This is a genomic window from Gilliamella sp. X-46, from assembly GCF_057063525.1.
The window spans coordinates 1-25669 of record NZ_JBXSQH010000018.1 but is presented as its reverse complement, the minus strand read 5'-3'; the positions used below and the strand labels follow the sequence as shown (position 1 = coordinate 25669).

General features: G+C 36.2%; 27 protein-coding genes. 11 read left to right on the top strand and 16 right to left on the bottom strand.

The annotated features are described in order from the left end of the window. Window positions 1–27: 27 nt before the first annotated feature. The 9 genes from ACYIAJ_RS09785 to ACYIAJ_RS09745 all read right to left on the bottom strand — a co-directional run bounded on the left by ACYIAJ_RS09785 (window position 28) and on the right by ACYIAJ_RS09745 (window position 7257). The gene (locus tag ACYIAJ_RS09785) at window positions 28–858 is read right to left on the bottom strand and encodes a sugar-binding transcriptional regulator (RefSeq protein WP_483560134.1); all 831 of its coding nucleotides are present in this window, start codon (window positions 856–858) and stop codon (window positions 28–30) included. Between the two features lie 253 nt (window positions 859–1111). Next, window positions 1112–2356, bottom strand: a complete 1245-nt coding sequence (locus ACYIAJ_RS09780) for a zinc-binding dehydrogenase (protein ID WP_483560136.1) — start codon at window positions 2354–2356, stop codon at window positions 1112–1114. A 173-nt stretch (window positions 2357–2529) separates the two neighbouring features. After that, window positions 2530–3351 carry a mannose/fructose/sorbose PTS transporter subunit IID gene (locus tag ACYIAJ_RS09775; protein WP_483564719.1) on the bottom strand — a complete coding sequence of 274 codons (822 nt, stop codon included), beginning with the start codon at window positions 3349–3351 and terminating at the stop codon, window positions 2530–2532. A gap of 26 nt (window positions 3352–3377) precedes the next feature. Further along, window positions 3378–4196: a PTS mannose/fructose/sorbose transporter subunit IIC gene (locus tag ACYIAJ_RS09770; protein WP_160403429.1), complete on the bottom strand. Its 819-nt coding sequence runs from the start codon at window positions 4194–4196 to the stop codon at window positions 3378–3380. Between the two features lie 33 nt (window positions 4197–4229). Next, complete coding sequence (locus tag ACYIAJ_RS09765; RefSeq protein ID WP_091350622.1) at window positions 4230–4721, bottom strand: PTS sugar transporter subunit IIB; 492 nt, start codon at window positions 4719–4721, stop codon at window positions 4230–4232. Continuing rightward, the gene (locus ACYIAJ_RS09760; protein WP_160403428.1) at window positions 4722–5141 is read right to left on the bottom strand and encodes a PTS sugar transporter subunit IIA; all 420 of its coding nucleotides are present in this window, start codon (window positions 5139–5141) and stop codon (window positions 4722–4724) included. A 212-nt stretch (window positions 5142–5353) separates the two neighbouring features. Then, complete coding sequence (gene mutH / locus ACYIAJ_RS09755; protein WP_483560139.1) at window positions 5354–6025, bottom strand: DNA mismatch repair endonuclease MutH; 672 nt, start codon at window positions 6023–6025, stop codon at window positions 5354–5356. Window positions 6026–6097: 72 nt separating this feature from the next. Beyond that, window positions 6098–6649, bottom strand: a complete 552-nt coding sequence (locus ACYIAJ_RS09750; RefSeq protein ID WP_483564715.1) for an NADPH-dependent FMN reductase — start codon at window positions 6647–6649, stop codon at window positions 6098–6100. Between the two features lie 71 nt (window positions 6650–6720). After that, entirely contained in the window at window positions 6721–7257 is a 537-nt protein-coding gene (locus tag ACYIAJ_RS09745) for a Dps family protein (protein ID WP_091350626.1), read from the bottom strand. A gap of 275 nt (window positions 7258–7532) precedes the next feature. On the opposite strand from ACYIAJ_RS09745, the gene srlA reads away from it, so the two are divergent. From srlA to srlR, 6 genes are all read left to right on the top strand, one after another. Next, window positions 7533–8081, top strand: coding sequence for a PTS glucitol/sorbitol transporter subunit IIC (gene srlA / locus ACYIAJ_RS09740; RefSeq protein WP_091350628.1), 549 nt, complete (start codon window positions 7533–7535; stop codon window positions 8079–8081). A gap of 26 nt (window positions 8082–8107) precedes the next feature. Then, complete coding sequence (gene srlE, locus ACYIAJ_RS09735) at window positions 8108–9115, top strand: PTS glucitol/sorbitol transporter subunit IIB (protein ID WP_483564714.1); 1008 nt, start codon at window positions 8108–8110, stop codon at window positions 9113–9115. A gap of 51 nt (window positions 9116–9166) precedes the next feature. Continuing rightward, the gene (gene srlB / locus ACYIAJ_RS09730) at window positions 9167–9535 is read left to right on the top strand and encodes a PTS glucitol/sorbitol transporter subunit IIA (RefSeq protein ID WP_483560143.1); all 369 of its coding nucleotides are present in this window, start codon (window positions 9167–9169) and stop codon (window positions 9533–9535) included. Window positions 9536–9546: 11 nt separating this feature from the next. Continuing rightward, complete coding sequence (gene srlD, locus ACYIAJ_RS09725; protein ID WP_174787339.1) at window positions 9547–10326, top strand: sorbitol-6-phosphate dehydrogenase; 780 nt, start codon at window positions 9547–9549, stop codon at window positions 10324–10326. Window positions 10327–10404: 78 nt separating this feature from the next. After that, window positions 10405–10764 (top strand): transcriptional regulator GutM, encoded by a 360-nt coding sequence (locus ACYIAJ_RS09720; RefSeq protein WP_091350637.1) that lies wholly within the window; start codon window positions 10405–10407, stop codon window positions 10762–10764. A gap of 98 nt (window positions 10765–10862) precedes the next feature. Next, window positions 10863–11642: a glucitol operon DNA-binding transcriptional repressor SrlR gene (srlR, locus tag ACYIAJ_RS09715; protein WP_483560145.1), complete on the top strand. Its 780-nt coding sequence runs from the start codon at window positions 10863–10865 to the stop codon at window positions 11640–11642. A 122-nt stretch (window positions 11643–11764) separates the two neighbouring features. Here the strand turns inward: srlR and serA are convergent, their stop codons facing one another. Together serA and rpiA are read right to left on the bottom strand one after the other, a co-directional pair. Continuing rightward, window positions 11765–13006: a phosphoglycerate dehydrogenase gene (gene serA / locus ACYIAJ_RS09710; protein WP_483564713.1), complete on the bottom strand. Its 1242-nt coding sequence runs from the start codon at window positions 13004–13006 to the stop codon at window positions 11765–11767. Window positions 13007–13041: 35 nt separating this feature from the next. After that, window positions 13042–13698 carry a ribose-5-phosphate isomerase RpiA gene (gene rpiA, locus ACYIAJ_RS09705; protein WP_483564712.1) on the bottom strand — a complete coding sequence of 219 codons (657 nt, stop codon included), beginning with the start codon at window positions 13696–13698 and terminating at the stop codon, window positions 13042–13044. A gap of 208 nt (window positions 13699–13906) precedes the next feature. Between rpiA and ACYIAJ_RS09700 the strand changes: the two genes are divergently transcribed. The 4 genes from ACYIAJ_RS09700 to ACYIAJ_RS09685 all read left to right on the top strand — a co-directional run bounded on the left by ACYIAJ_RS09700 (window position 13907) and on the right by ACYIAJ_RS09685 (window position 17019). Beyond that, entirely contained in the window at window positions 13907–14806 is a 900-nt protein-coding gene (locus ACYIAJ_RS09700) for a LysR family transcriptional regulator ArgP (RefSeq protein ID WP_091350644.1), read from the top strand. Between the two features lie 98 nt (window positions 14807–14904). Further along, window positions 14905–15978 (top strand): uroporphyrinogen decarboxylase, encoded by a 1074-nt coding sequence (gene hemE / locus ACYIAJ_RS09695; RefSeq protein ID WP_483564711.1) that lies wholly within the window; start codon window positions 14905–14907, stop codon window positions 15976–15978. Beyond that, entirely contained in the window at window positions 15971–16564 is a 594-nt protein-coding gene (locus ACYIAJ_RS09690) for a YjaG family protein (protein WP_174787341.1), read from the top strand. Before hemE ends, ACYIAJ_RS09690 begins: the two co-directional genes overlap by 8 nt. Window positions 16565–16746: 182 nt before the next feature. Continuing rightward, window positions 16747–17019 carry an HU family DNA-binding protein gene (locus tag ACYIAJ_RS09685; protein ID WP_065558407.1) on the top strand — a complete coding sequence of 91 codons (273 nt, stop codon included), beginning with the start codon at window positions 16747–16749 and terminating at the stop codon, window positions 17017–17019. A 193-nt stretch (window positions 17020–17212) separates the two neighbouring features. On the opposite strand, the gene ybaK is transcribed toward ACYIAJ_RS09685, so the two are convergent. The 4 genes from ybaK to glyQ form a co-directional block, all read right to left on the bottom strand. Next, window positions 17213–17698, bottom strand: a complete 486-nt coding sequence (ybaK, locus tag ACYIAJ_RS09680) for a Cys-tRNA(Pro) deacylase (protein ID WP_483564710.1) — start codon at window positions 17696–17698, stop codon at window positions 17213–17215. 98 nt (window positions 17699–17796) lie between these two features. Beyond that, window positions 17797–18609, bottom strand: a complete 813-nt coding sequence (locus ACYIAJ_RS09675; protein ID WP_483564709.1) for a hypothetical protein — start codon at window positions 18607–18609, stop codon at window positions 17797–17799. Between the two features lie 70 nt (window positions 18610–18679). Next, window positions 18680–20752, bottom strand: coding sequence for a glycine--tRNA ligase subunit beta (gene glyS / locus ACYIAJ_RS09670; RefSeq protein WP_483564718.1), 2073 nt, complete (start codon window positions 20750–20752; stop codon window positions 18680–18682). Window positions 20753–20762: 10 nt separating this feature from the next. Then, complete coding sequence (gene glyQ / locus ACYIAJ_RS09665; RefSeq protein WP_091350656.1) at window positions 20763–21695, bottom strand: glycine--tRNA ligase subunit alpha; 933 nt, start codon at window positions 21693–21695, stop codon at window positions 20763–20765. 934 nt (window positions 21696–22629) lie between these two features. Here glyQ and ACYIAJ_RS09660 point away from each other — a divergent pair. Further along, window positions 22630–24315 carry a hypothetical protein gene (locus ACYIAJ_RS09660; protein WP_483564708.1) on the top strand — a complete coding sequence of 562 codons (1686 nt, stop codon included), beginning with the start codon at window positions 22630–22632 and terminating at the stop codon, window positions 24313–24315. A gap of 1243 nt (window positions 24316–25558) precedes the next feature. Here the strand turns inward: ACYIAJ_RS09660 and ACYIAJ_RS09655 are convergent. Next, window positions 25559–25669: IS3 family transposase (locus ACYIAJ_RS09655; RefSeq protein ID WP_483564297.1), on the bottom strand; the 111-nt coding region annotated here is incomplete at its 5' end.

Sequence of the window (25669 nt, the reverse complement as noted above, 5' to 3'; positions counted from 1 at the left end):
CTATTTTTTATTATTTTGGTTTGAAAATTAGTCAATTAGTTGATTAGCTAACTCATCACTAATGACTAATATATCAATATAATTTGCATTTAATGCTGCAACTAAGCTATTAAGTTTTTCGGGATCACCACTAGCACAAATTTTAAGTGGGATTTGTTTTAGTTTATCTAAGGTGACGCCAATAATTTGATTAGAGAATGGTGTATCTAATTCAGCTCCATTTTTATCATAAAATCGAGATAATATATCGCCCACAATTTTTTTATTGGTAATCGTTTGGAATAGTTCGCCATAAAAACCGTACCAAATTGAACTTTTAGATATGGCGGGGCAACCTATACTAAACAATGCTACGGTTATTTTATTCCACCAATCTTTTAACTCTTTCATGTGCTGAGTTTTTTCAATTTCAGCTTTCAATTTAGATGTGTCAACAATGGCTGGGTAATCAATTAATATCGATTTACTTTTCAGTTTGTTGGATAATTTATAGGCAATGTTATTGACATGATATTTTGTTTCAATTTTTCCAGAAGGTCCACCAATCATTGGTACAATGGTTATATTGTCAAATGTATTATTGTCATTTTTTAAACTATCGACAATATAATTAATTGAGCGTCCCCAAGATATACCAATAACATCGTTATCGTGAATATTTTTAAGTAATACACTAGATGTTACATTACACACAATTTGATTTTTCGTATCATTATCTAAATTGGGGTTAACAGGCACAACAATAACTTGTTTTAAATTAAATTGACTACAAATCTTTTCTTCTAAGGCGATATTGGGTAATAAATCATAATTAATTGAAATAGAGACGAGGCCTAATTCACGTATTGTTTTTAGCATTCGGCTTATGCTCGACCTATGTATATGAACTATTTTTGCTATCTCTGACTGCGTTTTATTTTCTTCATAATACAGCTGTGCAATTTTAATTAACATTTTATGTTGCTCAAAATCGTTATTGCTAAAATTGTGATTTATCATTGTAGCGTTATCTTATTATCTATTGTTTTAAAAATTAGCCTATTTAATAACATCAAGAAGTCATTTATTTTCAGCATGATGACATCTTGATGCTAATAAAGTATATCAAAAATTAAGGTTCAATATCAGGAAAATAATTTAATATAAAATCTTCAGCTTCTTTTGACCAAATTCCATGATTTTTATTCAGTATTTGTTTTAATGCAATATCATCTTTACTATCAGTCAATGATTCTATATTTTTAAGTTCAAATTGCTTATGGGTATAAACTAACTTTTTACCACCTTTAATTTTATCTTGCATTTGAGTTGCTTTACTAGCTTGATTGATCCCCATAATATGTGAAACAATTTTAGCTACATCAACAGCTCCAGCTTCAATAAGTTTGACTGCCTCACGCATATCGTCGGTATTTCCACCAGATGTTCCAACAATGTGGGTAAAGTTATAATGGACATCATAAAAGTTAATTTCAGCTAAAAAATCTTTATTCTGAGGACCTGCAAAAAAGTTAAGACAACCGTCAAAAGCTAATAATTTTGATGCTAATTGAATTAATTCTTGTGAAGGTAAAAAAACAAAAACATCATCAAAACTACCTTTGGTCGAATGGCTTTTTAATGATTCTAATTGGTCATCAACATTTGATATATCAACAAATTCAAGTTCAATGCCATTACGAGGAGGATACAACGTTTTAAGATGAGCAATTTTTTCTTTACTCCGTCCTGTGACAACCACTTTTTTAGGTTTTATTGGTCCCCCTAGAGCATAATCAATTGCCAACATCCCCATTGGGCCTGTTCCACCTAAAATTATCAGATCCCCACCGCGTTTTATGCCCATAACATGTTGGTAACTATTAGGTTTTAAATGATAATTAGCATTAAATGCGCCAATAACACAGGATAAAGGTTCAATTAAAGCACCCTCAAAGTAGGTGTTGCCATCATATGGAATTAAACAATCTTGTTTTAATACATCATGATTAATGATCATATAAGTGGCGCATCCTCCTGTGTATGGATAAGAATAACCGACACAATAAGGACTATCCTTAAGTTGTAGATTCGCTTGTACTACATATTTTTGTCCCGCTTTAAATTTATGCTGCCAATTTTTGCCAACTTCTAAAATTTCACCACAGCATTCGTGACCAATAATGATAGGATTATTGACTAAATCAGGTGGTGTTTTTTTATGATCTTCTCCTTGATTGACTAATTTCAATGAAGACATACACATGCTATCTACAACTACCGAAACTAAAATTTCATCATCATTTATTTGGGGAAGTTCGAACGACTCTAGTCGCAAATCATTTTTACCATACAACCTAACAGCTTGAGTTTTCATATATTCCTCTTTGATAAGTTAAATCTTGTTGAAGGGCAGACACAAAAAGGCTGAAAGATTTTATTTATATTGTGTAAATAAAATAACTGACTAACCTTTTTGCGTACTTTTTGAATTTTGGTTATTGAACTTAAAACTCTTTAAATTTTAATAAACATTTATTTATCATTTTGTTAAGCAAGTATTCCTAAACCATATCCAATAATACCTACAGCAAAAAGTATAAAAATGAGTATTATTGGACTTACTTTTTTCCTGAGTAGTTTCATCATTAAGAGTGTTAATCCAAGCGGTAATAAGCCTGGAACAAGATCATTAAGTATACTTTGAACTGTCATTGTGATTTGGTTACCATTTATGTCAGCTGTTTGAGATACAACTAATGGAACGTTAATTGAAGTCCATTTTGTGACCAATACTCCCATGATAAATAATCCAAGAATTGACGCGCCTTCTGTCAATTTTGGTAAAATATTGCCGGAAAGATCTTTAACAATCCCTATCCCTTTTGATAAACCATAAGTCAGTCCATACCATTTCATAGCAAGCCTAACTAAATTAAACAGAATAAAAAACAATAATGGGCCGGCTATATTGCCGGAAAGCGCTAATGATGCACCAAGTGCTGCTGTAATTGGGCGGAGTGTTCCCCATACCAATGGATCACCGACACCGGCCAACGGTCCCATCAATCCAATTTTTAAACTGTTAATTGTCCCATCTGTAATAGGTGCACCGTTGGCTCTTGCTTCTTCCATTGCCATTGTGACACCAAGTATAGGACCACACATCGCAGGAGTAGTATTAAAAAAAGCGAGATGTCGTTTTAAGGCTTCACGTTGTTCTTCTTTTGTTTTGTAGACTCGTTTTATTGTTGGTATCATATCCACACAAAATGCCAAAGCGTGAATTCGTTCATAGTTAAAAGAAGCTTGTTGAAAATTAGATCGAATAAACGTATTAATAATATCTTTTTTTTGGATGGTGTTTATCATTTCTTTCATAATAAAATCCTTGTTAATTAATCATCTAATTCATCATCGGCAATAATTGATTTGCTATTGGTTGATAGATTTATTGCATTTTCATTATTTTTAACTGTATTAAATTTAGAATTTAATTGAACATAAATAATGGCAAAAATGACTCCTAAAATACCAAATGACAGGAGGCTAAAGTTTAGGTATCCACCCAAAATAAAACCCAGATAGAAAAATGGTGCTAAGTATTTGACCATCATCATATTTAAAACCATGGCATAACCGACAACAACAATAAATCCACCAGCAACAGCAAGGCCGCCAGTAACAATATCAGGTAATAAATTTAATAATCTATTTACTGTGTTTGCATCAACATATATAGCAACTAATGTCGCCGGAATTGCCACTCTTAGCGCTTGAACAAAAAGTGCACTAAAATGTAATAATTCTATTTTTCTAAATTGGACTTTTTCAGCTGCACTATCTGCTTCATGTTGAAAGGCCACTGTGATGGTTCTAGCAAATACTGTAAGTACTTGTCCTGCTGCAGCAACTGGTAATGCGATAGCGATGCCAGTTTGGATATCTTGTTTACCAACTACAACTAAAATAGTTGATATAACACTGGCTAATGCTGAATCGGGTGACTGCGCTGCTCCAATGTTCATCCAACCTAATGCGATAAGTTCCAATGTACCTCCAAGAATAATTCCGGTTTTGACGTCTCCTAAAATTAAACCAATTACAGTACAGGAAATTAATGGACGATGAGTTTGAAACTCATCCAGCACACTCCCCATACCAGCCACACAAGAAAAAATAAAAACTAATATGATTTGAAATAATGAAATCTCCATTATTGCCTCCTATTTTGTTATTAATAGTGATTATTAATATGGAAATTCTTGTTCAAGTAGTTTGATAAAATCGACAAAAGGATCAGTAATCACCACTTTTAAATAAAGATTTACTCCAATATCATGCATTTTTCTAAATGCCGATACGTCGTTTTCATCAACAGAAACAGCTTTAGTAATTTGTTTTTTACCAGCTTTGAATGACATACCACCAATATTGACATTTTTAATAGGAACACCAGCTTGAATTAAGCGCAACACATCGGTTGGATTAGTAAATAGATAAAATACGGTATCATGTTCATATTTTATGTTTTTATAAACAGCTACAGCTTTTTCAATGCTCACTACCGAAACTTTAGTGCCTGGAGGGGCTGCTTGTTTAACGAGTGTTGCACGGATTTCATCATTGGCAACTTCATCACTTACAACAATTATTCTTTCTGCTTTGGCTTCTTTGGTCCAAACAGTCGTCACTTGACCATGAATTAAACGATCATCAATGCGAACTAAATTTATAATCATTTATAAATCCTCCTCTATACATGCATTTTTAGATAATGATTTGAATGACTTGATAAAATCCAATTTGACGTTGTCAAGTTGTTCAAATGCGTTTTCAATATTGATTAAGGAGTAATCAGAATTTAATAACTCCAAACAAAGTGGTAAGGAGAGCCCGCTGATAACTTCAATATTTCTTCGTTTCAGCGCTAATATCGCTGCCGCGTTATAAGGACTACCAGAAAAAATATCAGTGATAATAATGAATTGCTGGTTTTCTGATTGGTTAATAATTTTTAGATATTTATCTTGCAAACTTTCAATACCTTCACCAGGTTCAAAAGTTATTGCATGTAAATTGAGGTATTTTCCAGCTATCATTTCGATACTTTTTTTCATTTCAATAGCAACGTTCCCATGCCCAGATAAAATAAAATTCATATTAAACCCTCACAAATTCTCTTATTGTTTCACAAATGTTAAGGTGAATTTATTCTCACATTTGATCTAAGTAAATCACTAATGTGAAAAAATGTGACGTAGATTTGATTTTTGTGTCAACTATATGAAAGTAATATTATTTGTTTTTAAAACTAGGAGGTGATGATTATGATATGTAATGGTGTGTGCTATTTAATTGAACATAAAAATTATTAAGACTTCATTGCATTATCTAAAATTTGCATAGTAAATGACTTTTTAAGATAAAATCCTCTTGGGCGCGTTAAAATAATTTGTCCATTTTCACCAATTGCTTCAGTAAGTGCTTGCCCATTGGCTGCTTTGGGTCTCAGTTGTAGATAGGTGCCGTAATGAGCGGTAATTTTTTCAACCTGTCCTAGCGCTATCATATCCATTAATTCTTCCCAGTCTTGCTTGAGTTGTTGCTCTTGTTCTTGAGTTGGTGTCCACAAAATAGGTTTTCCTACTTTTCGGTCAGCAAGAGGAATCGTTCTTTCGCCTTCTATTGGGATCCAAAGTACTTTTGTTAGTTTATATTTAACATGGCTGGTTTCCCAAATAACGCCATGATTAGCCATTAATGGTGTGACGCTGACAAAAGTAGTTTCTAACGGTTTACCTTGCTTATCAACAGGAATTGTTTTCAATTCAATTCCTAAATTAGCAAAATCACGCTCAGCCTTACTACCAGCATTAGCACCTAAAAAAATTTCGATAAGATTTCCTACCCAACCTTTTTGTTTGCTTAAATTAGCGGGGATAGGGATGTTTAAATATTGTGCGATTTCGCCAAAAGTGTACCCCGCCACTAACTGCGCGCGATGTAATAATTTTTGTTCACTATTAGGAAGAAATATAGGCATGACAAAACGAGTTAATTTGCTTGCTAAGAAAACACAGCCAATTATATTGACTGTGAATCGTAAAATAAAGCGTTATTGACTTAACTTTTCAACCCAACTGGCGTAGCTATTAATGATAACGGTTAAAAACTCTTTACTTTTGGAAGTAATATTACCGCTTTCATCAAAAGCAGCATTCACATTGCCAATATAAGCTTCAGGTTGTTGTAGTGTCGGCATATCTAAAAAGACTAAAGATTGTCGTAATTGATGATTAGCACCAAACCCACCAATTGCACCTTGTGAAACGGAAACAACCGCAGCAGGTTTTTTTGACCAAATACTCTTACCATAAGGGCGAGAGCCTACATCTATTGCATTTTTGATCACTGCTGGTAAGCCCCGATTATATTCAGGTGTCACAAAAATAACACCCTGACAATCGGCTATTTCTTGACGAAAACGAGTATAAGAGGCTGGAGGGGTATTATTATCAATATCTTCATTATATAAAGGTAAATCCCCAATTTGGATAATTTGTAACGAAAGTGATGGTGGTGCTATTTTCTGAAAAACTTTTGCCACTTTTAAGTTATAAGAGTCTTTACGTAAACTCCCAACCAGTACAGCAATTTTTTTACTCATCTTAAATCTCCACGTATTTTTAATAAGAGGCACTGAGTATGCCTCTTATCTTATTCATTAATAATTATTTATTAATGTCCTGATGAGTCGACTTTTCGTCCGGCTTCAAATAAGAACCATGCACGTTGTTCTGTTTGATCTATCCACTCTTCAATTAAACTTGCTGTGGCCGTATCGTTGTACTTATCACAGATATCATGTGCTACACGCATACGCTCAGTCAGTCTTACATTATCTTGGCAAAGTTCGGCAAGCATATCTGATGGTTCAACAAAATCAGCATCATTATCAGAAATACTTTGTAATTTAGCGATATGGCCAATTGAACGTAGTGTTGTTCCGCCTAATTTACGTACACGTTCTGCAATTGGATCTGTCATGGCAAATAGTTCTTCACCATGATCATCTAACATTAAATGGTAATCACGAAAGTGAGGACCACTCACATGCCAATGAAAGTTTTTGGTTTTTAAATATAAAGCAAAAACATCTGCTAAAACAGAATTCATTGCTCCAGAAATATCTTTTGACGCTTTTTGACCTAAGTCAGTAGGGAATAAAATTGCTGTTTGTTGTAATTTTTTTGCCGAGGTAATACTTTTAGCCATAATATATTCTCCTTAAATTGAATAATAAAACAACGCTTTTGTACCAAGTTACGCCAACTCACAATTAATGTCCAATAAAAATCAGCTATTTTTAACTATTACTGTTATTTCAGCAATCTATCACTTTCATTTATTTTCTTTATTTTAATTTAATTATTTTTTGAATTAACTTTCTTTCAAAATGAAAGATATTTTTTCAAATTGTGATCTATTTAAAAGTTTTTGTGGTTTGGTGTTGATATTATCAACTCGAATTCAACTCAATAGGAGACAATATGATTGATGCTATTTCATTTGGTGCTGAATGGTTTATTGGTTTATTCCAAGAAGGCGGAAAAGTATTTGTTGGGATGGTAACGGGAATTCTACCATTATTAATTTCATTACTTGTTGTAATGAATGCAGTGATTAAATTTATTGGACAAGAACGTATTGAGCGTTTAGCGCAAGCTTGTGCGGGTAATCCCATTTCTAGATATTTACTGTTACCGCTTATTGGTACTTTTGTTTTTTGTAATCCAATGACATTAAGTTTAGGTCGTTTTATGCCAGAGTTTTACAAACCAAGCTACTATGCAGCTTCATCTTATAGTTGCCATTCAATGAATGGATTATTTCCACATGTTAACCCTGGTGAGCTTTTTGTTTATTTGGGGATAGCGGCAGGTTTAACTACATTACATTTACCTTTAGGTCCTCTTGCTGTGAGTTATTTCCTTGTTGGTTTAGGTACTAACTTTTTTAGAGGTTGGATTACTGACTTTTGTACAGCCATTTTTGAAAGAAAAATGGGTATTAAATTAGAAAGAAAAGTTCATCTGTAAAATTATAAGGAATAAGGAATATAAAAATGGCTAAATTTATTCGTATTGAAAGAGGCGAAGCTGGTTGGGGTGGGCCTTTAGAACTTCCTGTCATTGCAGGGAAAAAAATTGTCTATATTGCAGCAGGAACGCGTCCAGCGATTGTTGATACATTAGCGGAATTAACAGGGTGGGAAGCTATTGATGGATTCAAAGAAGGTGAACCACCTAAAGAAGAAATCGGTGTAGCGGTTATTGACTGCGGTGGAACGTTACGTTGTGGTATCTATCCAAAAAACCGCGTACCAACTGTCAATATTCATGCAACAGGTAAATCAGGTCCTCTTGCCCAATATATTGTTGAAGATATTTATGTTTCAGCAGTAAAGACAAACAATATCAAATTGATAGAAAAAGAAGGTGATAGCGTAAGCGAAATGGTATCAGCAGCCAAAGAACCGCAAACAAATAATAAATCAGCTGAATTTAAGGAATATGACAGCAGTAAAAAAATTACTGAACAAAGCGACGGATTACTAGCAAGGATTGGTATTGGTATGGGATCTGGCGTTGCCGTTTTCTTCCAAGCTGGTCGTGATACTATTGATACGGTACTTAAAACAATACTTCCTTTTATGGCGTTTGTATCAGCATTAATTGGAATCATCATTGCATCGGGATTAGGTAATTTTATTGCTCATGGGCTTGTTCCTTTAGCAAACAACCCATTTGGACTTGTTATATTAGCCTTGATCTGTTCTTTCCCATTACTTTCTCCTTTCTTAGGTCCTGGAGCGGTTATTGCTCAAGTTATTGGTACTTTAGTTGGTGTACAAATTGGGCTTGGTAATATTCCTCCTCATTTAGCATTACCAGCATTGTTTGCTATTAATGCTCAAGCTGCATGTGACTTTATTCCTGTGGGGTTATCACTAGCTGAAGCTAAACAAGATACAGTGAGAGTAGGGGTTCCATCTGTGTTGGTTAGTCGTTTTTTAACTGGCGCGCCAACGGTCTTAATTGCATGGGCTGTTTCATTATTTATATATCAATAAATTAAAAAATGGGATGAATAAATCCCATCTTAAGCGGACGGAAGGTTAATAATGGCAAATGTTATCTATCATTCAAAAATTAATCAAATTGGTGAATTTGCCCAAGAGGCATTAGCTGATGGAATGCTAATCCTGTTTAAGAATGGCGCACCAGCAGATTTAGCTGAGTACTGTTTTGTTCACAGTCATGATGATTTGCAGCAAGACTTGCAAGTAGGTCAGGAAATTAAATTAGGTAAACATGTTTATGAAATTACTGCAGTCGGTGATGTAGGCAGTATTAATTTTCGAGAGTTGGGACATATCACATTAAGATTTGATGGTAATCATCAGGCTGAATTGCCTGGAACGGTACATGTAAAAGGGGATGTACCAGATCAACTTTGTGTGGGTGATGAAATTATAATTTTAAATGACTAAGGAACTTAAAAATGAAACAAGTAGCAGTCGTTGTAGGTGGTGGCCAAACTTTAGGCGAATTTTTATGTAAAGGCATAGCCGATGCTGGATACAAAGTTGTTGTTGCTGATTTAAATGTTACTAATGCAAATAAAGTGGCCGAAGAAATTAACAAAAAACATGGAGCAGGTACAGCCAAAGGTTTTGCTGTTGACGCAACAAATGAAGACAGTGTCATTAAACTAGCTCAAGATACTGATGATACATTCAAACGTGTTGACTTAATGGTCTACAGTGCGGGTATTGCAAGAGCTGCACCTATTACTAATTTTACATTAAGTGATTTTCAATTATCGGTTAATGTAAATCTTACAGGCTATTTTTTATGTGCGCGTGAGTTTGCTAAATTAATGGTAAAACACAAAACTCATGGACGAATTATCCAAATTAACTCCAAATCAGGCAAAGTAGGTAGTAAGCATAATTCTGGTTATAGTGCAGCTAAATTTGGTGGTGTTGGATTAACTCAATCACTGGCACTTGATCTCGCTGATTATGGCATTACGGTAAACTCATTAATGTTGGGGAATTTGCTAAAATCACCAATGTTCCAATCATTAATACCTCAATATGCTAAAAAATTAGGTATTCCAGATGAGCAAGTTGAGCAAGTTTATATTGATAAAGTGCCGTTAAAACGTGGTTGTGATTATCAAGATGTCCTTAATGTATTGCTATTTTATGCAAGCGATAAAGCATCTTATTGCACAGGACAATCAATCAACATCACTGGCGGACAAGTAATGTTCTAGTTAAAATAAAGTGCGAAAGTTAATTTACGACTTATCGCACTTTTTATTCTAACTTACATTAAATGGAAAATCACAAATATGACGACCACGTTAATCACTATTGCCTTAATTGCTTGGTGTATCCAAATCGTTTTTAGTTGGTTTCAAATTCGCCGTTTTAATCAAGCTTTCTTAGCCATGAAAAAAGGCACTTATTTAGGCGTTGGTCGTAGCAAAGGTAAACGGTTTATGCCAAGGGTATTAATTGCAATTTCATTAGATGAAAATAAAGTTGTTATCGATTCAGTCATAATGAAAGGGATAACGGTATTTGCTTTACCTAAACCCATTTTACAATTACATGGATTATCAGTATCAAAAATCATTCCAGAAAAGATATTTCCGAATGATGCAGCATCACAAAGTGCATTAACTACTGCCTTAACAGCAAATAATTGAAAATTATCTTTTATTTTAAAAAGTAATTTCTTTCATTGTACAGTATAATATTTTGTAAAATAAAAATTTTTGTATACTAATAATGATGGAATTTTTGTATGAAAGTAAGGCTACGACAAACAGCTATTTTAGAATACCTCCAAAACCATGGACAGGTTAGTGTTGATGAATTGGTGGAACATTTTAAAACAACAGGAACAACTATTCGAAAAGATCTAACCCAGCTTCACCAAAGTGGTTTGGTTTTACGTACTTATGGTGGTGCTATGTTAAATCGTGAAGTTGGTGATAGAGCCATCGATCATAAAACTTACATTAACACCGCATCGAAAAAAGCAATAGCAGAAGAAGCGGCTAACCTGATTCATGAGGGCGATTCAATTATTTTTGATTCTGGTAGTACAGTTGCACAAATGATACCTATGCTTGCTAGATTCGATAATCTGACTATTTTGACTAATAGCCTACATATAGTAAACGAGCTAGTTGCTTATAATAATAATTATACCATTATTCTGTCTGGGGGGACCTTTCGTCGAAAATCAGCCTCTTTTCACAGTAATAGTGCATCGACAGCAGCCGCATTTGAACTTTATACATTTGATAAACTATTTATGGGCGCGGATGGAGTAGATTTAGTGGGTGGCATAACAACTTTTAATGAAAGTTATCACGGTAGTGTGGCGATGAGCAAAGCAGCAGCAAAATTAATATTATTAGCTGACTCAACCAAATTTGGACGGCGTAGCCCAAATGTAGTCTGTGATTTAAGTGCTGTCGATACAATTATCACTGATGATAATTTAGATGATAGATATTATGATGCACTAATGCAAAAAGGTATTAAAGTGATTAAAGTAAAAGTGATTGATAAATAATATAAAAATATCATTATCTAAATACGATTAGACAAAATCAATAAAATTGATTTAGAACTTGTTTTGGATGGATTAACCTATTGTAAAAAATAATGTTAATCCATCTATCTTGCTTGAATCGCTTAAAATAACAATCTGGCCCGGATTGTTCCTGATACATTTTTCAGTTTCACTAACAACTCTTCAGCTTTGCTTTGTTCAACTCTATCAATATCAATAACAACATAACCAATTTTAGGATCGGTTTGTAAATACTGGGCTGAAATATTCAGACCTTGTTCGGCAAATAAGGTATTAATAGCGGTTAATACACCGGGTTGATTATGGTGAATATTGATAAAACGGCTTGCGCCTTTAGCTGGAATTGGTAAAGAGGCTTCTGGAAAATTAACCGCTGAAAGCGTTGCGCCAGTGTCTGAGTATTTAGCTAGTTTTGTGGCGACTTCAATACCAATGTTTTCTTGTGCTTCGCTTGTTGAACCGCCAATGTGTGGTGTAATAATCACGTTATCAAATTGGCACAATGGTGATTCAAACGGATCGTTATTACTAGCCGGTTCAGTTGGGAAAACATCAATGGCTGCACCGCTCAGTTTATGAGTGTTTAGCGCTTTAGTTAATGCATCAATATCGATGACTCTACCGCGCGAAGCATTAATCAAAATTGAACCTGATTTCATGGCATCGATTTCGTTATCGCTGATCATCTTGATAGTCGTTGCGTTTTCCGGCACATGCATGGAGACAATATCGCTTATAGACAATAACTCTTTCATTGTTGAAATTTGTTTAGCATTACCTAAAGGCAGTTTTGTTTCAATATCATAAAAATAGACATTCATCCCTAGTGATTCAGCTAAAATGCTTAATTGGCTACCAATATGACCATAGCCAATGATGCCTAAATTTTTACCACGTGCCTCGTGCGAACCTGTGGCAATCTTATTCCATTTGCCTTGGTGTGCTTTAGCATTTGCTTCAGGTACTCGGCGCAATAACAAAATTGCTTCAGCTAAAACAAGTTCAGCAACTGATCGAGTATTAGAAAATGGCGCATTAAATACTGGAATACCTTTCACCGTTGCCGCATCAAGATCCACTTGATTGGTGCCAATACAAAAACAGCCAATGCCAGCGAGTTTTGGTGCTGCGTCGATAATATCTTTGGTTAATTGTGTTCTTGAACGGATCCCAATAAAACGGACATCTTTTAAGGCTTGCTGAAGTTCTTCGGGCGATAATGCACTTTTATGATATTCAATATTGGTAAAGCCTGCTGATTTTAATACATCTATTGCGCTCGGATGAACTCCCTCGAGTAACAAAAATTTGTTTTCATCTTTGGTTAAAGTCTGAATAACCATTATTTCCTCTCTTAAATTTGTTCTAACAAATGATTTTATCTGAGTTCTTTTACACCCGTACTACACCCAACTAGTGCAATATCAGCGCCTTTATTCGCAAATAAGCCAACAGTGACTACACCTGCAATGCTATTAATTTTATTTTCTAATTCCATTGGCTTTGCGATGACGAGATCATGAACATCTAAAATAACATTACCATTATCAGTGACTACACCTTGACGATAGATTGGTTTTCCACCCAACTTAAATAATTCGCGAGCAACATAAGAGCGAGCCATTGGAATCACTTCAACAGGTAATGGGAAAGAGCCTAATACATCAACTACTTTTGACTCATCAACAATACAAATAAATTGCTTAGCAATAGCAGAAACAATTTTTTCGCGGGTTAAAGCTGCACCACCGCCTTTAATCATTTGTAAATGATGATTGATTTCATCAGCACCATCGACGTAAACATCTAAGCTATCGACTTGGTTACAATTTAATACTGGAATACCATAGCTTTTTAATTTTTGAGTTGATGCTTCTGAACTTGAAACAGTCCCTTTGATCTGATCTTTAATTGTTGCTAATGCATCAATGAAATGGGATGCTGTTGAGCCAGTTCCCACGCCGACATAAGAATCAGGTTTGATAAATTTTAATGCAGACCAACCTACAGCTTTTTTTAATTCGTCTTGTGTCATGATATCACCCTAATTTGAGGATAATTTTTGTTAAAAAAATAAAATTTTGAAAGCAAAATCATTGAAGATATGGCATAGTAACTAATTGGAAAGCAAAAATCATTAGGATTTTAAGAAAATATATTAATTTTTAATATATTTATAATTTATTGCGGAATTCAATTAGTTTAAATATTCAAGCAATGATCAAATCATTATTAAAGAGATTATGAAGCGTCCAGATTATAGAGCATTACAAGCATTAGATGCAGTGATAAAAGAGCGAGGATTTGAACGAGCAGCAGATAAATTGTGTATAACACAACCTGCAGTATCGCAACGTATTAAACAATTAGAAAGCTTTTTTGGTCAGCAATTATTGGTCAGAACCATTCCACCAAAAGCCACTAAACAAGGTGAACATCTTTTAGGGTTATTGCACCAAGTTGAGTTATTAGAACAACAATGGTTGGGGGATAATGAACAAAATACAACGCCGTTATCATTATCTATTGCAATCAATGCCGATTCGTTAGCGACTTGGTTATTACCTGCATTAAAACCAGTTTTAGATAAAAATATCTTACGGTTTGATATACAAGTTAAAGATGAAGAACATACGCTAGAACTATTGCGTTTAGGCACTGTGGTTGCTGCAATTAGCATTCAAGCTAACCCTTTACCGGGTTGCCTATCTGATTTATTAGGTGCACTAGACTATATTTTTGTGGCTTCTCCTGATTTTGCTAAAAAGTACTTTCCAAATGGTGTAACTCGCTCCTCATTATTAAAAGCCCCAGCTGTTGCATTTGACCATCTAGATGACATGCATCAAGCCTTTTTGCAAGAAAACTTCAACCTCACGCCAGGCAGTGTAATTTGCCATATTACCAGCTCATCTGAAGCCTTTGTACAACTAGCTAAACAAGGTTCAGCGTGTTGTATGCTACCAAAATTACAGGTTGAACAAGAATTAAAAAGTGGTGAATTAATCAATCTAACGGAAGGGTTATATCAAAGGCGAATGTTATATTGGCATCGTTTTGCTCCAGAAAGTAGTGTAATGAAAAATATCTCTGAAGCTTTGATCTGTTATGCTCAAAATACATTATCACAACCTCAGGTTTAGAGCACAAATAATAGATAAAACAGGTGATTTTTATGCTTAAACGCATATTATCCTGAAATTTTTGACAAACTAACCTCTTTATTGAAAGAACTGAAGATATGAGCCAATTAAAAAATGATCGTTATTTACGTGCTTTGCAATGTTTACCTGTGGACTACACACCGATTTGGATGATGCGTCAAGCTGGCCGCTATTTACCCGAGTATCGCCAGTTAAGAGCAAAAGCAGGGGATTTTATGACTTTATGTCAAACTCCCGAACTCGCTTGCGAAGCGACTTTACAGCCCATAGCACGATATAAACTTGATGCCGCTATTATCTTTTCTGATATTTTAACCATTCCTGATGCTATGGGGCTTGGTTTACATTTTGAGGCAGGTGAAGGACCTAAATTTACAAAATCGATTACTTGCTTGTCTGATATTGAGCAATTACCGATTCCTGATCCAAATCAATCACTCAATTATGTGATGGAAGCGATACGTTTAACTCAAAAAGAGCTCAATGGCAAAGTACCGTTAATTGGATTTTCAGGCAGTCCATGGACATTAGCCACCTACATGATAGAAGGAGGGAGCAGTAAAGCATTTACTAAAATAAAAAAAATGCTTTATAGCGAACCTAAAGCGCTACACCGACTACTTGAAAAGCTTGCTGATAGCGTGGCCTTGTACTTAAATGCTCAAATTGAAGCAGGAGCACAATCTATTATGATTTTTGATACTTGGGGTGGAGTATTAAGCCATCAAAGTTATCAAACATTCTCATTGCATTATATGCAATTAATCTTATCAAAATTAAAACGTGGTCATAAAACGTCAGACATCACATCTTATGTGCCTGTCACGCTTTTTACAAAGGGCGGGGGATTATGGTTCGATAGTATTGCCAATACGGGGTGTGATGCTATTGGTGTTGATTGGACTGTAAATTTGAGCTCGATTGCATCAAAGGGAAAAATTGCCGTACAAGGCAACTTAGATCCATCTGTTTTATATGCGGATAAACTTACAATAGAATCTAATGTTAGCGCCATTCTTAATGAATTTGGTGCTTATTCTGGTCATATTTTTAATTTAGGTCACGGTATTCATCAAGATATTCCCGTTGAACATGTGCAATATTTAATTGACGCAGTGCATCAAAAGTCTAAAAGGTTTCATCATGATTAAAAATCCTATTCAATTAAGAATAGAAAAGTTACCACAATGGCAACAACGTTTATTTATGGCTTGCCTATGTGAACGAATGTATCCCAATTTTGTTTTTTATTGCCAGCAACAACAAAATGAAGAAGATGCAAAGAGCTACAAAAAAATACTAGATTTAGTCTGGGAATCATTACTGGTTGAAGATGTTAAAATCAACTTCGATTTACAGCTTGAAAAATTAGAAGCCATTATTCCCACGGTAACTGACGACAGCCCTTATATGGTTTACCCTGCTATTGATGCCTGTCAGGCGCTTAGTGAAGTTCTACACTCTTATTTGAGTGGTGAAATAGCCGAACATAGTGCCAAGGTAAGTGGTATATCCGCCACTACCGTTGCCGAATTTGAAATGACTAAAACCAATGTTGCGCTATCTGAAGACGAACAACAAAACTTACAGAGCGTTGTTGACGAGTTTGATTTGCAGTGGGAACTCTTTCGATTATTACGCGATGAAACCAACGAAACGATTGAGTTAATAAAAGGCTTAAAAGATGAAATACGGTCGGCTAAAACAAGTAATATTGGTGTTTTTTTGAGCAATTAAGCCATTTGAAGTGTGATTTTTTTATTTTTTATTAAATTTTTCTTTAATCTTAAGCAAATATAGACTACATTTAACAGCAATGTAACCTAAACATTGTTTACAGTAACGAAGCAAGGATTGTTGATTCTTGCTTTGTATGTAATGTTAACTTTAACAATAAAATAATATGTAAGGATATACCCATGAATAAAACAGAACTTGTCGACGCTATTGCTAGCAAAGCAGATATTACTAAAGTTGCAGCTAAAACAGCATTAGAAGCTACATTAGCAGCTATCACTGAATCATTAAAAGCTGGTGAACCAGTTCAATTAGTTGGTTTTGGTACATTCAAAGTTAATGCTCGTAAAGCACGTACAGGCCGTAACCCTAAGACTGGTAAAGAAATTAAAATTGCGGCAAGCAAAGTACCAGCATTTGTATCTGGTAAAAGTTTAAAAGAAGCAATCAAATAAGTTGATTCTTTTTCTATCGATAATTTCTTATTGATGGAAGATTTCAAGGGCATAGGACATCGTTTTGTGCCCCTGCTACTACACATAAAATAATATGTGCTAAAAATAGAAAACGGTCTGTTTTCTTAATTTTTTATCCCACTTTGTAACACTTAAACTCAACAGCAAATTAAAAATTGTTTTACCGATAATTTTAAGTGGTTATTTCAGTTAATGTGGCTTTTAATATATCAGCCAAATCTTGGGGAGAAATTTCAATTTCTAATCCTCTTCTACCGCCAGATATAAACATTGTAGTGAGCTGATTTGCACTTAAATCAATCAATGTTGGAAAGTGTTGTTTTTGGCCTAAAGGGCTAATTCCACCGACTAAATAGCCCGTTACCTTTTGTGCTAAATTAGGATCTGCCAAATCTACTTTTTTACAATTTAACGCTTTTGCAGCTTTTTTAAGATCTAAATGACCATCAACGGGTAACACACAAATTGCTAAGGTTTTAGGGTTACCGTTTAAGCTCACAACCAACGTTTTAAACACTTGGGCGGCAGTGACATTTAAACTTGGATCAAGCTTATCTACAGCTTCCTGTCCGTAGTGGATTTGGTTGGGATCGTGCTTATATTGGTGAATGTTAAATTTGATGTTCAACTTTTTAAGCAAATTAATAGCGGGTGTCATAGTTATTATCCTACCGGTTTTGTTATAACAAATTAATACACGCAAATTGACATAGCACGTTAATCCTCACCAACAAAAATTGGTGAGGATCAGAATAGTTAAACAATCAAACTACTGGTTGTTTCATAATCATCTTTTGCCGGCAAGTTTTGGCTAGTAGTATTAGTGGCTAGCGAATAAAGACGATAGAAAAAGCTAGTAACAAAGATATCAAAAAAGGCAGAGGCGAATGAAATGATAGCACTCAATATAATATTTTCATTATCTAAGGTCATCCCCAATTTGGCCAAAAGGGTAAAAAATGCACCGCTAATTAATAACATCAAAAGACCAGGAGCCCAATATTTTTTTACTAGCTGATAGTTTAACGAAAGTAAATCAGCGAAACTTTTTTGTTTAGGATCAGCTAATGACCCGAAAAAGAGAACAGAAAAAATAGAGAAAAATATAATTGGAACAATTAGTATTAAAGCAATTAATAACAAAATCAAAATGCTAGGTAATAAAAAATTTAAACAAATAAATACTAAAGATAAAATGATTGCTATTAAGAATACTAAAAAAATAAAAGTAATATAAAAACCAAGAATTTTTAGCATACTGGATAGAAAACTAGACAAGAATAGCTTTGGCTTAAGTTTATCGCTGCTATTAAGATTACTAATGGTTGCAATACTAATTGACTTCATAGTGCTATGGATTAACAAACCTAGAATCAAAATTGGAATATGGGGAGATAGATCTAAATACAAGTGGAAGTTCAAACTAAGATAGTAAAGATAGTTAGTAATAACCGAATTAGCTAACGCTACCATTAGGCTTACAAACAAAATAGGCATTACATGGTTACGAGTAAAATTCATTGTTTGTTTAAAGATTAAAGAAAAAGTCAGTTTTTTTTGCTCTTCCATAAAAGTTCCTTTCTTGTGGTAACTGGTTTTGTTACCACCATTTATGTTGTTGAAAAATTCAATTTGTCAATTAGGCTTGTAGTAATGAAATATCCGCTACTTTTAAGAATAAGTTCTGCAACTTTTTCAAAAGCGCTAATCGATTAAGTTTAATCTGTTCATTGTCAACCATAACCATGACAGAATCAAAAAAGGCATTGACCGTCTCTTTAAGAGACGATAATTCAACTAACGCATCTTGATAACGACCTTCACTAAAATAAGGTGAAAGTTTATCGGTTAAAACCGCCAATTTTTTAGCTAATTCACCTTCAGCACCTGCTTCTAGCAAGGCTGCATTGATCTGTTCTGGAATAGTAATTTCGGCTTTAGATAAGATATTTGACACCCGTTTATTGGCCTCGGCTAATGACGATGCTTCTGGCAAGGTTCTAAAGTGAGTAACTGCTTTAATGCGCGCATCAAAATCAGCCGGTTTTGTTGGGTTAAGCGCTAAAACCGCTTGAATAGTATCAATGGCAAAGCCTTGTTCTTGATACCAAGCGCGGAAACGACCTTGCATAAAAGTAACAATATCCTCAACCACATTTGTATTACTCAGTTTATCACCATATAACGATGCGGCATAACTGGTTAATTCAACAAGCTCTAAAGGTAGTGTCTTTTCAACAATGATTCGTAAAACACCAATTGCAGCGCGACGTAATGCAAAAGGATCTTTATCGCCTTTAGGGTGCTGACCGATACCAAAAATACCCGCTAAAGTATCCATTTTTTCAGCGATAGAAACCGCACAAGACACAGCTGTACTTGGTAATTCATCGCCAGCAAAACGTGGTTTATATTGTTCTTCAATTGCGGTGGCCACTTCACTGCTTTCACCATCTTTTAGTGCCAAATAACGGCCCATAATGCCTTGCGTTTCAGGGAATTCAAAAACGGTATTGGTCACTAAATCACATTTAGTCAACTTACCTGCTCGTTTCGCTTGCTCAACATTGGTACCTATATGTTCAGCAATAAAACCAGATAAAGCTTCAATACGAAGTGATTTATCTTTAACCGTACCCAATTGTTGTTGAAATAATACCGTATCAAGGCGAGGCAAACGATCTTCTAAACGTTGTTTCAAATCCGTCTTATAGAAAAACTCAGCATCAGCAAGGCGAGGGCGAACTACCTTTTCATTACCCGAAATTACCACCTGCGGATCTTTTGACTCAATATTGGCAACAAAAATAAAGTTAGGTAACAATTTTCCTTGATTATCATAAACAGGGAAATACTTCTGATCACCTTTCATCGTATACACTAACGACTCTGCAGGAACGGCTAAAAAACGCTCTTCAAATTTAGCGGTTAACACAACAGGCCATTCCACCAATGACGACACCTCCTCAAGCAGGCTATCGGTTAAGTCGGCTTTACCGTTTAATTTTGCTGCGGCATCTTCGGCTTGTTGTTTAATGATCGCTTTACGCTTATCATAGTCAGCCACCACCTTACCGCGTTGCTCTAAAATTTCAGGATACTGATCGGCATTATCGATAGTAAACTCTTGTTCACCCATAAAACGGTGGCCACGAATAATGCGGTTTGACTCAATATCTAAAATGGTACCAGACACAAGCTCATCACCATACAACATAGTCACCGTATGACATGGGCGAATAAATTCGACTTGTCTTGCTGCCCAACGCATTGGCTTCGGGATAGGTAATTTACTTAATGCGGTTTTAACCATATCACATAAAAGATTAACAACAGGCTGACCTTTTTGATTTTGAGTATAAGAAAGCCACTCGCCTTTATCTGTTTGTATACGCTCAGCTTGCTCAACAGTAATGCCACAACCTCGCGCCCAACCTTCGGCAGCTTTAGTCGCATGACCATTGGCATCAAATGCCGCACTCACCGCCGGACCACGTTTAACTATTTGGCTATCGGGCTGGGTATCGCTCAAATTTAAAACTTTTAACGCTAAACGACGTGGCGAAGCATACCAAAGCACTTCACCATGTTCTAAATTGGCATTATCGAGCTGTTGTATAAAATTTGCCGCAAAGCTTTCTGCTAAAGTGCGGAGTGATTTTGGTGGTAACTCTTCGGTACCGATTTCCACTAAGAATGTTTTTTGCATAATCTTCTAATTCCTACTTTGATGCACTGTCGTTAGCGCGTGAATTTTGGCACATAGGGAACCCAAGTGCTTCACGAGATGCATAATATGCCTCGGCCACCATTTTTGTTAACGTCCTAATACGCAAAATATAACGTTGACGCTCTGTGACCGAAATCGCCTTACGTGCATCAAGCAAATTAAAACAGTGGGCAGCTTTTAAAATACGCTCATAAGCCGGCAAAGGAAGCGGTTTTTCTAGCTCAAGTAAAAACTTGGCTTCTTTTTCGTGTTGTTCAAAACAATAAAATAAAAATTCAACATTGGCGTATTCAAAATTATACGTTGACTGCTCAACCTCGTTTTGATGGAACACATCACCATAAGTCGTTTTACCAAATGCACCATCACTCCAAACTAAATCATAAACGCTATCGACGCCCTGAATATACATTGCTAAACGCTCAAGTCCGTAAGTGATCTCGCCGGTGACCGGCTTACATTCAAGCCCGCCAACTTGTTGAAAGTAAGTAAACTGGGTTACTTCCATCCCATTTAACCAAACCTCCCAACCAAGCCCCCATGCACCAAGGGTTGGGTTTTCCCAATTGTCTTCAACAAAACGGATATCGTTAACAGTAGGATCAAGCCCCAACTCTTTTAACGAACCTAAATAGAGCTCTTGGATATTATCGGGCGAAGGTTTTAAGATAACTTGAAATTGATAATAATGTTGTAACCTGTTTGGGTTTTCGCCATAGCGCCCATCGGTTGGGCGGCGTGATGGTTGAACATAAGCAGCATTAATCGGCTCAGGCCCCAAGGCTCGTAAACAAGTCATAGGATGAGAAGTCCCCGCGCCAACTTCCATATCTAAAGGCTGAATCACGGTGCATCCTTGATTAGCCCAGTAATCTTGTAACGTAAGAATTAACCCCTGAAAGGTTTTGACATTAAACTTTTGCATGATGTTATCTTTATGGTTGAATTGGTTTTTCGATAATTTAAATAGTGCTATATATTATACTTTTTATTAATAGTTGTGAAATGTCTAATTGTTTTATGCTTGAATATACGGGGTGAGTTAAAGATGGGTGTTTTTTTTGTAAAAAAAACAATAAAATGAAAAGTTGAATAAAATCAATATCTTTTCTAACTGATTTTTGGGCGGAAAATTAGGCCTTTTTTTTGGGTGAATAGAATAAATTGTGCAGTGGTTTCGGACGTTTTGACCTTGGGTGAACAAAATAGCTATAGTGACCACGTCCGAGTCAGGGAATTAAAGCGAATTCCCTGACAACCCACGCTTTGGCTGCAGAATGTGGCCTACGGCACTACTCGTATCATCCTGATACTCGCCTCTACGAGGCCATCTTCGCTGTGCTCAGATGTTCAAATTTGTTCCAGACAAATTTGTCTGCCGGCGCTCGGTCTTAACGCACCGGCTATTATCCGTTCCAGACGGAGAATAGCCTCGCCAAACATCCCTGTTTGGCGTGCTAACCTCGCTCTGTTGTCGGCACATTCTGACGCCGGAACAAGACAAACAGCATAGCCTTTAGTGTTTTTTTGTGAGTTGCTTTTGTGTTAAAAGGAATGAAATTACATTCAAAAAGCGGTCAGTAAATGCATTGATTTTATTGAATTTTTTATTTAATGTTTTTTATTCAAAAAAACCTCACCAAAACCATTTCCCAAAAATACGCCACCAAAAGCTCAACCTTATGTGCTTAACAAAACTTTACAAATATTTAACAAAAAAACTAGCGCATTATTAATCAAGCGGTTATAATTTAAGCGCCTTCAAAGCAAGGGAGTGCTCATTGGTTGAGCAGTCAATTATAAAAATTCAAATAAAACAAAAATTTACTTGACAGGATAATCGAAATGCGCTATCATACTTGGCATCTGGCATCTGGCATCTGGCCTGCCAAACCTACGCCCTAAATCTTTTTCAATATCATCGTAGTCAAAATCAGACACAGTTCTTATTTTTATCACCGAGGTTATTGAGCTCATCGCGTTTGGCAAGGTTGTTGGGGTTAAGTTTTTTACTTAGCTTACGTAGCCTACTTAACTTTTCTAATTTCTCTATCTTACTTAAGTTACCTAGTTTATTTAGGTTATCTAAATTACCAAGTTTACTTAGATTCTCGTTGTTCTTCGTGGCATTGTTGTTGTCGTATTCACAGAGTTCTGTGGCATTAACGGCACATACATCAAGAGCAATTGAAGGTACTCCGCCGTATTTAACGTTCGACGGTGGTCGAACAAAGGCAATATCAACAGATAGTTTATTGTCTATTAAGTTGCAGGATGGTCAAGTTATCACGCCGTCTACTAATACATCAAGTGTATCAAATCCAATAGGATTGCCTTATGCAAGGAATACTCTGGGTAATATAGATATGATAGTCCCATCATCGGTTAGTTCAGTGAGTTTAAGTGATTTAATCACTAGGTATAATTATTGGCGTGATGATGATGGGGATGGACAGGGTGCTAATGGAGTTACCGCATCAGGGAATATATCGGTATCGTTTACGGATAAGGATGGCAATACAGTTAATCGTAACGGTGCATTGGATATATGTAATGCTCCTTATAGGGTAACTTTAAGTAGTACAGGGGGATATTTACAAACACGGTACGGGGTTCCTAATAGGACAAGTTTCAGTGGAGCTACGGTAGATTATTATATTAATCCGTATGGTGGTCCTCGTGTTTGTCATGCAAGGCCGATTTTAACGTTGGGTGGTACAACTGACGTCAGTTATTGGGATGCGCCTCGCTACGCAGGTTCATCTAGCATGTGGTCTCCTACAAAGGGTTTTTTAACTCAGTCTAATGATTCTTCATCTTACGTCCGAAATTTTCCCAATACGGGTGCTGATAAATTGTATTTTGATTTGCTCATAGGTGGAGTGGATGAAAGTCAGTTGACGTGGTCTGTTGTCACGAATGGTATTATAACAGCTACGGTGGCACGTGTAACAGCTAATGAATATTGGCTTCCTCGTGTTGATAGAGGAAAAGTTGTCACACGGGTAACATTAAGAGGGCCTAAGGCGGATAGTGCTCAAAAGAACTCAGCTAATCCTAGTTGGCTTACACGTCCATCTTTGCCACAGACATTTGAGTTGGTGGGTAGGGATAGTCGTGGTAATGAGGTGAAGTATGGATTTGTGTTACTGAAGTGGTTCGTCTCTGGGAATCGGATGGGTAATCAGTCTAACAGCTCCAATTGGTGTAGAAGTTTGGGTTATCGTTTGCCACGAGTTAGGGATTTAACTAACGCGAAGTGTGGTGTGGATAGGAATTTCCCATGTTTAAATGGCGTAGATGGCGACACGCCTAGTTCATCTGGTAATCATTACATGCGTTACAGGGGGGCAGGACTTTTCACGGAGTGGGGCTCCATGGACGCGTACCATTCTGGCTTCGCCACCTCCGTCATCTACTGGGCGAGTGACACAGCAGGTAGCGATGACTTCGCTGTCAGCCCGTTCAAGGGCTACGTCATCCGCAACGCCAACTCCACCGGGGACGACTACAACAGCATCTATGTTGTTTGCGTCGCACCTTAGCTTTTATTTCTTATTCCTTAATCCTTAGGCCGCGGGGGCGGTTATGGTGCTGATAAAGAATAATCTAGCAAAGAATAAAGCCCTCGCGTAAGTTGGGGCATTTCCCCTTAGGGTTGTGCCGTTGCGGCGAAGCCACAATCACGCCGCCGCCGACGCTGAAAGCGTGGTTGGTAATCCTAGTGGATTATGCTGTTGCGGTTTAAAGTTGTGGTCTATTTATAGTACGGCAAGGTTTCGGACGTTTTGACCTTTGGTGAATAAAATAGCTATCGTGACCACGTCCGAGCAAAGGAAATTAAAGCGAATTCCCTTTGCAATCCCATGCTTTGGTTACAGAATGTGGCCTGCGGCTACGCTACTCGTATCATCCTGATACTCGCCTCTTCGAGGCCATCTTCGCTTTGCTCAGATGTTCAAATTTGTTCCAGACAAATTTGTCAGACGCAGCACAAACTTGCCAAACATCCTTGTTTGGCGTGCTAACCTCGCTCTGTTGTCGGCACATTCTGACGCCGGAATAAGACAGACAACATAATCTTAGGTGTTTTTGGGTGAGTTATTTTTGTGTTAAAAAGCAATGCAATTACATCCAAAAAGTGGTCAGGAAAGGTATTGATTTTATTGAAGTTTTTATTTTTCTGTTTTTAAGATAAATCAATTACTTACACAACCTAAGCAAAGGCCAGCATACAGCAAATCAACAAAACCACGAATAGTGCTCCAATAACAGCAAATTAACCGCTCCAAACCCTTTTTTTAACGATAATTTAAAATTAAATAAAATCAATATATTATAAAACACCTCAAAAAAAGGGTTTTCAAAGATGAAATTGTTGTTTATCTTTATATAGCAAGATTTATCAAATCTTGAGTTCTCCTTAACGCCGTGTAGGCGGTTTAGAAAATATCTCATCTGTTGGCGGAGAAACCAAATTACCTTAACGTCGCGTAGGCGTTTAATCAAAATAAAATCAACTATATAATTATAAAAACACAACAATCTTTCCCAAAAACGATGGTTATGTTGTTTATCCTATTCCGGCATCAGAATGTGCCGACAACAGAGCGAGGTCAGCACGCCAAACAAGGATGTTTGGCGAGTTTGTGCTGCGTCTGGAACGCGTCCACAAACGGTGCGTTAAGACCGAGCGAAGGCGGAGGGCAGCCGTAGGCCACATTCTGCAGCCAAGCGCGGGATTGCTAAGGGAATTCTGAACTGCACCCCAAAAGTTGTACAAAAAAACTAAGCTGCTGGAAAATAATACTCCCGATATTGAACAGGACTCTTTTTGTCCAAGCTTAATTTAATTCTTCTATGATTATAATAATGGATATATTCCTCAATATCCGCTTT